This is a genomic window from Chloroflexus sp. (assembly GCF_034434295.1).
Taxonomy (GTDB): Bacteria; Chloroflexota; Chloroflexia; order Chloroflexales; family Chloroflexaceae; genus Chloroflexus.
The window spans coordinates 1-15,106 of the sequence record NZ_DAOTZQ010000070.1; the positions used below are offsets into that span (position 1 = coordinate 1).

A 15,106-nucleotide genomic window follows, 5' to 3' on the forward strand; every position below is an offset into this window, starting at 1 on the left:
TTCGGTATTGATCGTCTCAAGGGGCAGCGCCACCTCAATCAGCTTCCGGCGACGATGGATGTTGGTCATTGCGGTTCCTCTCCCCGGCTGAGCAATTCGGTCACCTGATACACCAGCGCCAGGATGTAGTTGTCGGGTTTGTCGAGGGGGCAGCATCTCGTTCGATAACGTAGTTCATCAAAGCTATGCAGTCGTGTTAACGGGCTATGACACAGGTTCACGCACGCTTACCAATCATCAACGCCAGCGTACCCTGCTTTTAGTCTGCCGGTATGGCAGCGCGACGTGCTGATGACCATCCACAATGCCATCACGCGCTGGATTGATTGCCTTGTCCGCTCGTCATGTGCCTGTCGCGTCGTTTGGCGTGCGGCAGTGTGTCTGCCGCACCAGTCGTGCTTATGATCAGGCGCGTGTCACACTGTTCACCCTGTTGTTCAGGGGAATGCTGTGTGTACTCGTCACGATCATGTCGTCTATCAGTAATGAATACGATGACTTCTAGTAAACGCAGGTTCTCCATCCCACAATGGTCAGATCATTCGCCCACGTGAACTTCGCGCCTACTCCCAATCATCTTCTTCTGCCGGTAGCGCTGGTGGTATCGCGGGGCCGGCAACCCGGATATGCTCACAAATGGTTGCCCGTTGGCCGAGGACAAAGACGCGGTGCCGTGCGATGGCGCGGAGGGTCGGGGCAGCGTGGGCCCGTGCCCGATCAAGCAGGTGCTGATCCGCAACGAGAGTAACCAGACGGCCACCGGGTTTGAGCACGCGGGCAATCTGTTGCAAGACATCGCGGTACAACTCGGCCAGGTCATCGCCTTCGTTGATCTGGTTGCCAAACGGCAAATTGACGGCTACTTTGTTAACGCTGGCATCGGGCAATGGTAGCCTGGCGGCATTCCAGCGCCGAATTTCGATCTGACCGCGTATCTGGCGTAGATTGGTGTTCATTGCCGAAACCGCCGCCGGGCTGATGTCACCGCCGTAGAGCGCAGTAAATGGCCCGGCTGCCGCTCGTTCCAGGAGCAGTGTGCCGGCACCAGCCATCGGATCGAGGAAAAGGTCATCGGCTTGCGGATAGGTGAGCATTACCATTGCGGCTGCCAGCGCCGGGCGCAGCGAAGCAGGCAGATGTGCAGCCTTGTCGCGCAGACGCATTGAAGCATCTGAAAGGCGAATCGCGACGATCAACTCCTGCTCGAACAGCGTCGTCCACACTTCCAGATCGGCGTCTTCGTCAACCGGTTGCCAGCGTCCGGGCCAACCATCGCGGATAGCATCAGCGACAGCTCTTCCCACATCGCGGCGGTGGAAGCTGTGTTTCCCGACCATACGGGTCACCACACGAAAGCTTCCGTTTCGTTTACCGCCGTTGAAACGTCGCCATATCTCTAGTGCCGGCTTAATCGCTTCTTCATTGCGGGTAGCGGCGTGAATCTGGCGTAATCCGCGCTCGTCAGGAGCAATTTTGAAGCCACGTGCAGCGACCACGAAGACATCCTCGATGGTACGCAGTGCCAGTAACGAGCGGGGTGAGCCGCGATAGTCGGTTAAGATCAGATCGTTGCGTGCCGGCACAGCACGCACGCCGATCTGACGAGGTGCGGGACGGTCTGTCTCCGGGCGAATCGTCTGTTCGACTTCACGCCAGGTCAGCGCAGCCAGGCCGGGAATGGTTTGTAATACGTAGAGCATAAGAAGGTCGTTATCCTACATGGTGTCGATATAATCAAGAACAATCTGGTATAAGGTCGTAAGACTGGCAATCTCTACCCACTCCTCTGCCGAATGCAGGCCAGCCCCAACCGGGCCGAGGCAGATGGCAGGAATGCCAATGTGCGAATAGTATCGGGCATCGGTCGCAAAATGTTCGCGGTAGAAGCGAGGGGTATGGCCGATGTGCCGTTCTACGATGTCGGCAATGCGCCCGACTTCCTGGTGTTCGGGATCGGTGCGTAGGCCAGCACTGGCCATGACATTGATGAATTCGGCGTCGGGAAATGCTGCCGTCAGATCGGCCTGGATCGCCTCCGGTGTGGTATCAGCCGTCCAGCGAATGTCAAACGTGATCAGTGCTTCTGCCGGTACCTGATTCCGCGAACCTGCCCCCATCCGAATCTCGGTTGGAGTCACCGAAGTTCGCCAATCGTGAGGGCTAGTTGGTGGTGGGTAGCGCCCGGCAATTGCTTGAATACCCTGGGCCAGCCGGTAGACAGGGTTGTCGCCTTCCCAGGGTCGTGATCCGTGGGCAGCCCGACCGGGAATACGTAACTGTGCCCACATCCCGCCTTTGTGCTCGAACATGATCCCCAGGTCGGTTGGTTCCAGGCAGAGCATAAAGTCGCAGTGCCATCCCTCATCACGCAACCGACCGGTGCCGTGGCGTCCACCAATCTCTTCATCGGTGACGAATTGAAAACCGACATCCGGTGGATTGGGTCGTTGGGCCAGATCGCGGATCAGGCACATCATTACGGCAATGCTACCCTTCATATCCTGACTGCCACGGCCATAGATGCGGCCATCACGCACCTCTGGCACGAATTGTGCCGGCTCTCCAACCACGACATCCAGATGCCCGTTGAGCATCAGGCGTGGTGAGCGAGTGGGTTGCAGCGTAATAACCAGCGCCGGTTTGTCGGCTACGCAGCTCTTTGCGATCTGGATGCCCGGAACATCGGCGAGATAACCGGCGACGTAATCTACCGCCGCCTGTAATTGATCTGGACGGTCGGCAATTGTCTCAAAGCGGATCAGGTCGCAGGTGAGACGAATCAATTCATCACGAAGTTCAGTCATATGTTTGCTCTTGGTGTGATGGCGATTGCCTGTAGCAATCGTTACTGACTGCTTTCTAGTGTACCATGTTGTGAAACATCGCGAGTCTGGCGAGAGAGACGGCAGAGCGCTCTATTCACCAGAACCGTGATTGAGGCAGGTTGTGCCTCGTCTGGTTGCCCTGTTATCCTGCAACCAGACGGCTGAATGGTGGTAAGACAGCGGGGGCAACGACAGCGGTAATGGCGTAGAGGCGAGCCTTCCAACCAGGATAGATGTGGTGACGGCGAGCGGCGATGCCGGCAAGACTGGCTCTCACTACTGGTCGTGGCCGATCAATCATCCAGCCCGGTACCCGACGTTGGGTGGTACCGTATTGCGGTGATTCGAGGATGTCGGTTTGGGTGAAAAATGGGTAGACGGTGCTGACACAGTAGCCATCGGCGGCAAGACCGTCGGCAAAGCCCCGTAGCGCAAATTTGGTTGCGCTGTAGACACTGATGTTGGGCAAGGCCGCCCAGTCAAGGATAGAAGAGATAAAAACGATCTGACTACGGGGCCGGTTGCGCAAGGCAGGGAGCAGCCTGGCGGTCAGTCGAATCGGGGCGTGCAGGTTGATGCGCAGCAAGCGTTCCGCCGCTTCGACCGGCAATGCTTCGAGGGGGCCGTACAACCCGACCCCCGCATTGTGAATGACCAGATCGAGGTCAGGGGCAATCCGTAACACCCGTTCGGCCAGGTGGTCACAACTCGCCGGATCACTCAGATCAGCCGGCAGCAGCGATCTGATCCGACCGTACCGGTTGGGCGACTGAGCGGCAAATTCCGCAGCGGCTGAAAGCCGCTGCGGATGATGGCTGCTGAGGATAAGGTCGGCGCCTGCGGCCAGTAATTGGCGGGCAAACTCCCGCCCCAGTCCACCACCCGCCCCGGTGAGCAACACGACCCGACCGGCAAAGGCATTCATACGTTTTCCTCATCATCGGTTGCCAGGTTATCGATCTCGTTCAGGCTCTGCCGGCTGGCTGATTCAAGCCGGTTGAGACGGCGCTGAAACTGGTTCAGCGCGAAGGTACTGAACGTCTCGATCTGCAAATTGAACGGCATCGGATCATAACTGGCAAAGATTTCGTCGATGACCCCCATCGCGTGCAGTACCAGCTCATTCATACGCTCGACGATATGGTCCCAGATTTGTGGATCGGTGGCAATGAGGCGCGAGAGCAGGTAGACGCCGTAGGCAATGTGGCGCGACTCGTCTTGTTTGAGCAGGCGAATACCTTCGCACGTACCAGGCATAATGTTCTGGCTGTCAAGTATGGTGAAGTAGGCGTGGTAGCCAGTCTCGGCCAGCACACCCTCGACAATCATGTTGTAGGTAAGCGATGCTTCGGCGAGACTGAGCGGCGATGGATCGTTATCGAGACGATGCAGAGCCGTCGGTAGAGCGTCGTAAATCAGTGCCCGATAACTGGCCGTGTGATACCGGCTTAGATCGGGATCGACACGGGCGACTTCACTGATAAAGCGGGCGAAGAAGTCGGTGTGTTTGGCTTCTTCAAAGAGAAAGGTGGTAAGGTACAGCTCTTCCTCTAATCGACCTTCTCTGGCAATTGTGCGGATCAGCGGGAGCAGATCGAGTGTAACCGCCTCTTCACCGGCCTGAAACAGTGCGGTGAGTCGCAACAACAGATCGCGTTCATCGTCGCGGAGCTGTTCCCAATCACGAACATCACGACTCAGATCGATGAACGAGGGATTCCAGATGCCAAACCGCTTGGCCTTCTCGAAGAGTCGCATTGGCGGGCTGTTGCGGTTCAGGCCACGGCTGGTGGTGACAAAATCGGTGTGTGACATACATAAACTCCTGCAATCGTTCAACCTTGCAACCTATCCTTTGCATCAACACTCATCGGCAACGCCAGACAGTCGAGTAGTGCAGTACCGGCCCACAGTGCAACTTCGGGGATGGCGGAAGTGGCTAATGTTGTGAGTGCACCACGTGCACAGGTATTGAAATCCTGGCATTGTTGGGTAAGCGCCGTAATCGCTGCGTGGCGGATTGCTAATGATTGCTCACCAGGATCGCTGGCTAACCGAGCCAGACACGCCACCGTCTCTTCATCGGTTTGTTGAGCAAGCACCCTGATGGCAAAGCAGCGTAACCGTTCTGAGGTGCCGGTATCGCAGGCGATCTCGCGGATTATTGCATCTGCCGGAGCGACGGTACAAAGATGCTGCAATGCCAGCAGTCTCAAAATGTCAGGCATCTTTGGATCGATAATAACTTGTCGTAAGAGCGGATGTTGCGGATCGGCTGCGGCCAGCAGGGCAAATGCCTGCGTTTGCAATGCCGGGTAGGGCGAGAGCAGTCCTTCAACAAATACTGTAACTGCTTCAGGACCGGCCATATCGCGCAAAGCTGCTGCCGCAGCCAGCCGAATCGTCAGATCGGGATGGCTACGAACAATCCGCATGAGGATCGGCGCGGTAGTATCGATCTGGGTGGCGAGTGCATTCACGGCTGCCAATCCACAAGCCCGGTCAGCATCAAATGCCATGCGATGCAGCAGATTGATCGGCGCGGGGCGATCACTGCGACTCAGAGCGCGCAATGCAGCACTCCGCAGCGGATCAGGCTGCGTGTTCATCAATTCAATCACCCGATCAATGGGTGCGCTGGCAATCGCGTCAAGCGCTGCGGCCCGGAGTGTTGCTGACTCCTCCTCGTTGTTGATAATGTTCATCAATTGTGAGGTTGTTGAAGGATCGGCACCACGCCCCAACACATGCAAAGCCACAAAGCGAATCGGCTCAGGGTTTTCTGCGCCGACCATGGTCAATAGCATTTCGATGGTTTCTGCCGAAAATGGTGGTCGTACCTGATCGAGTGCAGTACATGCCAGGTTTATATCGGCTTGTCGAGCCAGTTGGAGCAGAGCCTGCGTACCGTCTGGACGCCCGGCAATCGTATTCAGGGCAGCGCTCCGAAGTAGCGGATCATCGGTGGCATTGCGTGCAATGTGCACAAGATCGTTTGTGGCATAGATGCCAAGCAGATCGGCGAACGGGCGCGGTGCGCTACTATCCAGCAGGGTAACGTCGAACAAAGCACGCACGGCCGGTTCAAGGGCGGGCTGTTGCCTGCCGATCAGGTTAATGGCCCGTACTGCCGCACTCCTGATCTGCAATACCTGAAGGGCAATCAGTGCTGAAGGTCGATCGAGCAGATTGTCACCGCTATCGATAGTTGTACCTGATGTGATAAAGAGATCGGCCAGCACAGCACGGCGTATATCGTCGGCTTCTTGAAACCACTGTTCGACCGGGCCGATTAACGCTGGTAGAGCACTGAGCCAGGCATCGAGCAAGTGAACACCAAAGGTCGGGGTTATGATGTGACCGAGTGCTGATAACGCCTGACGGCTCCCACACAGACCAGGAACATTGATGATAGTGATAGTAAAGCCGGTATCGATATCGGGCTGATGCAGGTGTTGGATCAGAGCAGTACGTGCTGCCACTGCGGCAGGATGGTTCTGCGCAGCTATCTGACCGAGCACGTACCCTGCGGCGCGCCGCAGGAGTGGTGGGTGATGAGGACTGAGAAACGAGGTCAGAACCGATACTGCCTGTGGATAGTGGGTGAGTTGGTAGGCCGCTGCTGCACGCACGATCACCGGCTCCGTTTCGGTTTGCAATAACCGTTTAAGCAGGAAGAGACCATTGCTCAGGTGGTGAAGTAACCGGATTGCTCGAAGTCTGAGATCAAGCGTCAATCGCTGACTCAACGCAAAACCGGCAAGCAAGGTAGCGCCAGCAGGATGAGTTGCCAGATCGGTCAACGCTTCATCGCGAGCCAGCCATGGTTGATGGGGTTGTGTTACGAAACGGGCCAGCTGCTCCACATGCCCCGACCTTAGCCAGACGGAACGGGCTGCCTGTCGGACTTCGGCCATAGAATCGGCAGCGGCTTGCGCCAGATCGGTAAGGGGCAGCGCAGCCGGTGCCAGAGCGCGGACTGATGCCGGTAGATCGAGATAGTGGAGCAGATGATGAGCGATAGTCTGCTGACGCTCTTCTCCTGCGGCGCCACTGAGCAACAGACGCAGGCCAAGCTGTAGCGACGGATGTGCCAGCCAGGAGAGAGTATCGCTATGCACCACGGCCAGCAGACAGCGTCCGGCCTGACCAATCAGGTCGGTGTGCGGCGGTAACGGTGGTGGCAGTGCCCGTCGCTGACAGAGCAAATCTATCGCTTGCCAGCGAAGCGCAGGTGGGGCGTCGCCGGCATCGAGCAGGTCGGTTAACAACCTGGTAGCGGCAGTCGGTGCCAGTCGACCGACAATTTGCTCTAGCAAGGCATTTACCTGAGCCGGTTGAGTACGACCGATGTCGATCAAAATAACGGGCAGTGCCGGCACAAGTGTATTGAGTGCTTCTCCTCCGTACTGACAAAGCTCTTCAAGAATTGGTCGACTCAGGCCCGGATCAAGGCGAGGGCGTTCCCGTAGCGCACGGGCGAGCAGGAAAAGTCGTTCGCCGGTTGGGATATTGGCTTCGGTGAGGGCAGTGATCAGTGGTAGGGGATCTGGTGTGATCCCAAAAGTTAAAGGCAGACACAAGGCTCGCCATTGCGCACCGGCATTCCGAATGCTCGTTGCATCGAGTTGCGGTTGGGCTGCCAGTGTCAATGCCTGCTGATATACACGGTAGGCACTGTATCCAATCCGCCAGCCGACCTGATCATTACTTGTCGCCAGAATTGGCGCCGCGAAAGCGGCTATCCGCTCGTAAAGTGCTGCACGGGAGACCGGCCATCCGCTAAGGGGCTGAGTTAACGCCAGCATGATAAGTTCTGCCGGACGTTCACGTAACAAAATCAGCGGATCACGCTCGAACAGTGGCAGTAGGGTCTGAGTGTCGGTATGGGGAAAGAGTATTTGAAGCCATGAACTGAGAAGCTCAGAGGACAATGGTGAGAGAGCGTGGTGGCGGAAGCCAGGCCATAACTCTCCCGGTGGGAGCGTAATGACGGCTCGCGCCTGCGGCCAGCGCTCGGAAAGACTCGTTAGAAACCGTTGCCAGATAGAACGACGAGCCAGCGGCAGGTCTTCCCAATCATCGATAAGGAGGAGACAGGGCAGGTTGTGTTCTAACGGATTTGGGGCCAGATTCCGCCGGGCCAGCGTGCGAACAACGATGGCTCGTGGAGTCAGACTCGGTGTGTCAATCTCGCTGAGTAACAGACGTATCAGCGGCACCGTGGCCTGACTGGCAAGCCAGCGGTGAGCAATTCGGGCCAGGGCCAGACTCCGACCACTGGCCGGTGGCCCCAACAACGCCAGATGGCGGGTATCGGCCAGGATTGAAGCCGGGTCAAGATCGATAGCAAACGGTAAATCAAGTGCCCCCGGCAGCACCCGATGCAGAGGTTCCGCCTCCAGCCACTGCTCAATTGTACTGCGTACTTCACGGGGCAGGCGGCGCGGCAAGAAAATATCACGGAGCGCACGCGGCACGAAATGAAGTTCAGGACGTTTGGCGCTCCGTTCGCTCATAATAGTTTCCCAACTACCGGTAGACGCATCACGATAGACAACTGTGCTTCAAGATGAGTGCCGGCTTGCTGTGAGGTTCTTGTTTAGAAGAAGCCGCGTCCGGCACTCTTCGTCAGGCGTGGATCGAGCTTGCCGGCGAAGGATTGCAGACTCTCGGCATCTAAACGCTCAAGAGCCTCCAGCTCTTCATCGGTTAGATCGTAGCCGGTGCAGGCGGCACGAGCGTCAGCGATTAGCTTTTGACGAAACTCCGCATCAATAACGGCACGGCCAATAATCTGTTCGACGGCTGACTGTGACATGTTACCCCTCCTTCATAGCTGTCGTCAATCGAGACAACTCTCCCTGTGCGCCAATAGCAGCCAGTTCTTGCCTGGCATATTCTAAATACGTCGTAGCTTCGGGAAGGTTACACCGATACAATGCGCGACCGAAACGGGCTGCGGTGCATGCGTGTTCAAAGCGACAATTGATCTTGTTGAAGATGGTGATAGCCTGCGTAAAGTACTCTGCAAACGACCCACCACGCTCGGCGGCAATCTCACCGGCCAGTCGTAGCGCCATGGCTCGATCAAACTGGCTCCCTATGTGTTCGGCAAGCTCGGCTGCCTGCCTGGCATGCGTCGCTGCGGCTTCGAGCAGTGAAGCACGCTGTGTCATGTCGGTCAATTGCGTACTTTGGGCAAGGAGTGCCTCGGCTGCCGCCCACAAGGCTTCGACCGTCAACTGCGGCACCTGAAGCTGCTCGCCGATCTGGTGGGCTTCTTCGGCGTAGGCAAGTGCAGTCGAAGGATCACCATTCGCTGTGGTCGCTAGCGCCATCAGCGCCAGCGTATTGCCATACTGGTATCTGTTGGCTTGTTCGGTGTAAATTGGCAATGCCTGCTGATAGGCTTGCAACGCTTGCTGGTATGCGCCACAGGCATAGGCGATGATCCCTAGCATATCGTCGGCCTGAGCTACACCAAGGCGATCTCCCATCTCTTCGCACAAGGTCAGTGCATCACGACAGGCAACTTCGGCATCGTCGTAATGCGCCAGTCGGTAGTGAGCATACGCTGCATTGAGTAAAACGCTCGATAGCGCATATTTTGCACTGACTTTACGGGCTAATGCTTCGGCCTGAGTATAGTGCTCAACCGCAGCAGCATAATTACTCTGCAATTGGGCCAGATAACCAAGATTGTTGTGGGTACGCGCCTGACCGTACAGATCATCAATCGCTTCCTGAGCACTCAGTGCATTCAGGAAGTGATAGTACGCACGATCATAGTGGCCACGCATGCCGTAAATCATCCCCAATTGCTGCTGAAGTTCAGCCGCAATCCGCTCATCTTCAATGCTACGTTGATCATTGCGAATGCGGGCCAATCCCGCCTCGCACATTGTCAGTGCTTCATCGAAGGCTCCTAGGCGAGTAAGAGTTTGGGCAAGGTCGGCGGCAATCGCAGCTAGCAATAAAGGAGGCGTATGGTACATATCCGTGGTAGCGATTGCTTCGGCCTGGCGAAGTTGGGTTAGTGCATCCTGATAGCGCCCTTGCTTTTCGAGTGCTGCTCCCCACGAGCGCAGCACCTCTGCCTGCACGACCGGTGGCAGGTCGGTTCCGCCCAGGGTAAGCATTCGCTGATAGATTGCTTGCGCCTCATCGTACTGGCCGATGGCAGCCAGGGTTTCGCCCAACGCTTCCATCGCTTCCCACAGCCGCGGATCGTCGCCCCGCTCGCCGATGATGTCAATCGCCCAACGGTAATAGGTGATTGCCTGCTGATTGGCATACTCATCACGAGCCAGATGACCGGCCAGCAGCAAATACTGGATAGCACGCTCTGGGGCATCACTCAGGCGATAGTGATGGGCCAGCAGGAAGATGGGGGTAGCCAGTGCCCGCACGGCACGGTTGGTCAGTGGGCCATTACGCCCAATCTGCACGATCTGGTGCTGGCGTGCAGCCGTGTATTCCCGGCGGAGACGGACAAGCTCGCCAGCATAGCGTTGTTCGAGATATTCGCCGATCCGGCGATGCAGTTCACGTCGGCGGGCAAAGAGAGTACTTTGGTAGACAACTTCATGCAGCAAGGCGTGGCGGAAGATATGAACCCGTTCAGGAACTTCGCGTTCGAGTAACGTCAGCTCTTGATTGTCGAGTTGAGCGATGGTTTGGATGAGGCGCGTCGTATCTTCGCCGTATACCGCTTGTAACACAGGGACGGGAAAACGCTGACCTACCACTGCTGCCACTCGTAACATAGCCCGCGAACGCTCATCAAGCTGATCGAGTCGCGTCAAAAGGAGTCCACTCAGGCTATCCGGTAATTCTTCGAGCGATGTATTACCCGCCTGGACAACCCGCACCAGTTCCTCGATGAAGAGGGGGTTGCCCGCTGCTCGTTCAATAATTTGCGCCTTCACCTCCGACGAAAGCCGCGATCCGGCGGGAATGGCAGCAATCAGATCGGCGCTATCGCTTGCCGGCAATTCGGTTAGCGTCAGCAGTTCAGCACCATCGCCGAGTGGATCACCGTTCCAGTCCAGCGCATGTCGGTGCAGGCCAAGCAGAAAGATTGGCCTATTGGCAATCGAGCCGGCAACGTAGCGCCAGAGATCGAGTGAAATGTGATCGGCCCATTGCAGGTTATCGAAAATCATGACCAGACCGTGGCCGAGGGCGGCAGTATGGACAAGAGCACGGATAATCTCGAAGCGGCGTTCCTGGCGTTGCTGTGGATCAAGCACGCGGGTGACGGGGTTATCATCGAGATCGAGCTTTACCAGATCGGCAATAATTGGTGCCCAGTCGTCACTAATCGCCGCCGCATCCAGCATCTGGCGTAATCTGGCAGCACGGGTCGCCTGATCGTCGTGACTCGAAATACCACCCAGCGCCTGCAAGGCATCACTCCAGGGGGCATAGGGGGTGCTTTGCTGGTACGCGAGGCAACGCACGCTCACGATCTGGGTCTGACGGGGAACAGAAGTGACCAATAACTCGGCAGCCAGGCGGGTCTTGCCAATCCCGGCTTCGCCATTCATGCGGACAACACACCCATACCCACTCAACGCAATGGCCAGCCGTTCTTGCAGCCAGCTTAGCTCGTGCCGACGCCCCACAATCGCGTGTTGGGCAACCGGTGACGATGCTTCCCGCAGCCCTACAACCCGCAGGAGTTCGAGTGGCTCACGTTTCCCGCGAGCAGTGACGGTGCGCGCGTCGGCGAAGGCAATGGTAGTACCAACGGAAACTGCAAAGGTTGTGGTTGCTCGAATTGCACCCCAATCGCTGTGGCTCATGACCCGTGCCGCCACATTGACGGCATCTCCCATAACGGTGTACTCTTTGCGTTCAGCATCGCCGACATTGCCGGCAAAGACATTGCCACTATTTAGGCCGATGCGGAGCCGTAGTTGGGCAAGGCTGATCCCGTCCGGTTGGGACGTGATGAGCGAATGAAATGCGCGTTGAAGATCAAGGGCTGCGCGAGCCGCCCGCTCGGCGTGGTCTTCTTGCGCGATAGGAGCACCAAAGATCGCCAGGATTTTGCTCCCCTCGGCCGCGAGGTCGATTTTGTTGACGTACCCGCCGTAATGCTCAATTGCGGTAAAACAGACCCGCCATACGGCATCAATGATCTGAGCTGCACGTTCGGGTTGCAAATCCTCGACCAATGGCGCCAGTCCTTCGATTTGGGCAAACAGGACTGAAACCGGACGCAGGTCGGCTTCCAGGCGTGGCCGTTGCGGGTCACTCATGATCCGATCTACCAGCGTTGCCGGCAGGTAGGGACTGAGCCGTTCCAGGGTCCAGATCAGGTGAAATGCGGTGTCACGACTGGGTGGCAGGGTCTTGAACGGAGCATCCGGATTCGTCGCGAGCGCCTGGCCTGCTATTGTTTGCAACTTTACATAACCTTCGGTCAGTGGTTCACCCTGGGCACGCCCGGCCAGGGCAGACCATGCGTATGGCCCCAGCACAATCTCACCACGTCCCCCCAGTTCCTCTGCCCGTGCCACCCGCTCGACGCAGGAACCCATAGCGCTGTAGCGCAACGATTCGGGGCGTCCGGCACTGACCATAGCGATGCGCCCGCTTTCAACGCCGATGTGCATGGTCAACGGAAATGAACCGATCCCCGGCACGTCACGTACAAAATTGGCCTGACGTTGTAGCAGGTCACGGGCAACCACGGTAGCAGTGTAGGCGTGATCCGAATCGGTAAACAAGACCAGCAGGGCATCGCCGCCAAAGGTAATCAGATCACCGCCAGCTTCCTGGATGCGGCGAATGAGCGCACCGAAGTACGTGTTCAGCGTATCGGTAACAATCTCGATGCCTTCCCGACCTATACTGCTCAAGCGTTCGGCCAGTGCCGTCGAGCCGCTAATGTCGGCAAACAGCAACGAGCCATCAACCCATTCCACCCATGGTTGATTGTCGGTGGTATGCAGGCGATGGTTTACCAGACGGCGTGGCAGGTATGTCGAGAGCGTATACTGAGCACTGGCGAGAAGGGCGCATAGTTGATAGAGTTCGTGCGGTCGTAGACGATCAAGCCAGAGTGCGTTGGCCTGCTCATTGCCAAGATAGCGTGCAATGCGCTGCTGATCAATCTGGTAGGCACTATATGCAGACATTGGCTGATCGTTCCTGTACGCTGAATGGTGAGATTACAGTCTTACGCCATGAGTTGGTATTGTTATGCAGGAGTAACTAATATTGTTGTTGGAGACATGTATCGCTTCCATTATAGCAGAGGAAGGAAGGGTGTGGGGGATTGGGGATGATAGTTTTGTAAGGAGTTGTCCTGTGTGTTGTTGAAACGCGGTACGCTGGTGCCGGTGGTGCGCAGGGGCGAGTTCCGTAGGGCGGGTTCTCAACCCGCCCCTACCCTGTACCCATTCACCTGACCATCCAAGAGATGCGGTGAATGAGGGAGATCACCCGATCACGCCGGTCGTGATCACAGACACAGCGAAGGGCATGTCCGCTGCACCCGCCGGGGTGGATACGGCTGTCCGGCGGCGTTACCCGTGTCGCGCAGTTTGGAGTGCGGCAGCCATGCTGCCGCGCCAGCCGTACACACGATCCGGCGCGGATTGCAGCGGCCTCTCGTGCCGGTACGTGACCCAGATGATGGGGATGGTCGAACGCAGGCCAACAACCTGCCCCACAACGTGCTGGTGCCGGTGGTGCGCAGGGGCGGGTTGAGGAACCCGCCCCTACGGACGGTGCCTGTGTCATTCACCTGACCATCCAAGAGATGCGGTGAATGAGAGAAGAGAATGTCTGAATCGCATGTCGTGTATTGGATGTGTTCAGGTGTGATCTCATTCCTCTACGCTCCCCTCTCCCGCGCAGCGCTACGCATTACCGTTCAGGTTCGGTGTCAGGGCAATGGTTGACCGGCGTGTCGCCCGGTTGGTGACTCAGTAGACGAACTCCTCGATGTGGTATAACACAACCTTCGTGCCCGTCGGAACGATTGCCCGCACGCCCTGCTTAAGCTGTTCAAGCTGGGCCGCCAGCGCTGCCTCACTGAGTGGAGGGCTGTCAACAGCCTGCATCTGCGCAAGATAGGGGGTGTCGGGCGGGATCATCAGCGGTGACAGATAGATAATATCTTCCGGGCCGGGGTTCATCGCCGCAATGGTGGCAAGTGAATGTTGCACATGATCGGCGGCGAACCGCTCTCCGCCAGCACCAACCAGCAGAATGATACCAACAGCAATACCGGCAGCTTTGATCGTGCGCACGGCCTCAATAGCCTCTGCCGGCGAGCCGGGTTTGTTCAGCAAACGAAATACCGTCTCATCCCCACTCTCCAATCCCAGATAGATGCGACGTACCCCGGCTGCCGCCAGTTCACGATAATCCGCCAGCGTTTTGCATTCAGCGCCAAAGATGTCAAGGAAGGCGTAGATGCCTTTGAAATCGGCATGTGGTCCGATGGTGAACTCTTCATGCACCACCTGCAAGAGGTCGCGCAGACGTGGCTGGGGGATGATCAGCGCATTGGCATCGCCGAGAAAAATTGCCTTGCGCAACCCCAGGCTGGCGCCAACGAATGTTTTCACCTGTTGGATGTGCTCTCGAAATGAGGCGGGCGAGTGAATGCGAAACGTCCGGTCGCGATAGAAGGTGCAGAAATGGCACCGGTTCCAGCTACATCCCTCTGTCGCCTGGAGTACAAGCGCCCGGTATTGATCGGGCGGTAGGATGCTGATCGGTTTATAGACGGTCAGAAAGCGTTCACGTTCGGCTTCCAAACGCTCTATATCCCAGTGCCGAATGCGATCAAACCAGGCCCGTGCTTCTGCTGAGGCTTGTGGTTCGAGCTGATCGATCATGCAGTGGGTGTGATTGAGCAGATTGCCGAGAACGACCCGCCGTTCGGCAGCAGAGAGTTTGCGTCGTTCTTTGTGTCCGGGAGATACCACCCGCTTCAGCAGTACGTCACCACTCAGGCCACGGACATAGTTGGTGCCGTGGTGAAAGGCAACGATTGGGCGACCCTCCCGATCAAATGAGATGATAGTTCGTAATTCCGCAGAGAGGGTCAGGTACTGTGGCTGAAGGGCAATCGTGATCGCAGGTTTTGTTGGCATAAGGCACCGGCACCGGAAGTCGTCTCATCTGTGTTGAAAAGGCCAACGGTCGCCCGGTTGGTCGCAGGTTGCCCACGCCTCCGGTATGGCGTATGGGAAGTGCGGAATTCAGGCTTCCGCACTTCAGAAGAGAGCGACATAACCCCGTCTGCTGAGATA

Annotated in this window: 8 protein-coding genes; all 8 read right to left on the minus strand. The window is 57.2% G+C overall.

Annotated features, from left to right (window positions below; translation table 11 throughout):
* Nucleotides 1–563: 563 nt before the first annotated feature.
* A complete protein-coding gene (locus tag VAE57_RS10180; RefSeq protein WP_322821774.1) occupies nt 564–1,700 on the minus strand; it encodes a THUMP domain-containing class I SAM-dependent methyltransferase in 1,137 nt (378 codons plus the stop codon).
* A 15-nt stretch (nt 1,701–1,715) separates the two neighbouring features.
* The gene (locus VAE57_RS10185; RefSeq protein WP_322821775.1) at nt 1,716–2,804 is read right to left on the minus strand and encodes a M20 family metallopeptidase; all 1,089 of its coding nucleotides are present in this window, start codon (nt 2,802–2,804) and stop codon (nt 1,716–1,718) included.
* A 163-nt stretch (nt 2,805–2,967) separates the two neighbouring features.
* The gene (locus VAE57_RS10190; RefSeq protein ID WP_322821776.1) at nt 2,968–3,750 is read right to left on the minus strand and encodes an SDR family NAD(P)-dependent oxidoreductase; all 783 of its coding nucleotides are present in this window, start codon (nt 3,748–3,750) and stop codon (nt 2,968–2,970) included.
* Nucleotides 3,747–4,640, minus strand: coding sequence for a R2-like ligand-binding oxidase (locus VAE57_RS10195; protein ID WP_322821777.1), 894 nt, complete (start codon nt 4,638–4,640; stop codon nt 3,747–3,749). The genes VAE57_RS10190 and VAE57_RS10195 overlap by 4 nt, the downstream gene beginning before the upstream one ends.
* A gap of 20 nt (nt 4,641–4,660) precedes the next feature.
* Nucleotides 4,661–8,344, minus strand: coding sequence for a HEAT repeat domain-containing protein (locus tag VAE57_RS10200; protein ID WP_322821778.1), 3,684 nt, complete (start codon nt 8,342–8,344; stop codon nt 4,661–4,663).
* 83 nt (nt 8,345–8,427) lie between these two features.
* Nucleotides 8,428–8,646 carry a Franean1_4349 family RiPP gene (locus tag VAE57_RS10205; protein ID WP_322821779.1) on the minus strand — a complete coding sequence of 73 codons (219 nt, stop codon included), beginning with the start codon at nt 8,644–8,646 and terminating at the stop codon, nt 8,428–8,430.
* A 1-nt stretch (nt 8,647) separates the two neighbouring features.
* Nucleotides 8,648–12,976 (minus strand): adenylate/guanylate cyclase domain-containing protein, encoded by a 4,329-nt coding sequence (locus VAE57_RS10210; RefSeq protein WP_322821780.1) that lies wholly within the window; start codon nt 12,974–12,976, stop codon nt 8,648–8,650.
* A 792-nt stretch (nt 12,977–13,768) separates the two neighbouring features.
* Nucleotides 13,769–14,947 (minus strand): radical SAM protein, encoded by a 1,179-nt coding sequence (locus VAE57_RS10215; RefSeq protein ID WP_322821781.1) that lies wholly within the window; start codon nt 14,945–14,947, stop codon nt 13,769–13,771.
* Between the last annotated feature and the right edge of the window lie 159 nt (nt 14,948–15,106).

Bases quoted from the DNA above. Each gene is read 5' to 3' on its own strand.
- VAE57_RS10180 (WP_322821774.1), bottom strand. From the start codon at position 1,700: ATGCTCTACGTATTACAAACCATTCCCGGCCTGGCTGCGCTGACCTGG.
- VAE57_RS10185 (WP_322821775.1), bottom strand. From the start codon at position 2,804: ATGACTGAACTTCGTGATGAATTGATTCGTCTCACCTGCGACCTGATC.
- VAE57_RS10190 (WP_322821776.1), bottom strand. From the start codon at position 3,750: ATGAATGCCTTTGCCGGTCGGGTCGTGTTGCTCACCGGGGCGGGTGGT.
- VAE57_RS10195 (WP_322821777.1), bottom strand. From the start codon at position 4,640: ATGTCACACACCGATTTTGTCACCACCAGCCGTGGCCTGAACCGCAAC.
- VAE57_RS10200 (WP_322821778.1), bottom strand. From the start codon at position 8,344: ATGAGCGAACGGAGCGCCAAACGTCCTGAACTTCATTTCGTGCCGCGT.
- VAE57_RS10205 (WP_322821779.1), bottom strand. From the start codon at position 8,646: ATGTCACAGTCAGCCGTCGAACAGATTATTGGCCGTGCCGTTATTGAT.
- VAE57_RS10210 (WP_322821780.1), bottom strand. From the start codon at position 12,976: ATGTCTGCATATAGTGCCTACCAGATTGATCAGCAGCGCATTGCACGC.
- VAE57_RS10215 (WP_322821781.1), bottom strand. From the start codon at position 14,947: ATGCCAACAAAACCTGCGATCACGATTGCCCTTCAGCCACAGTACCTG.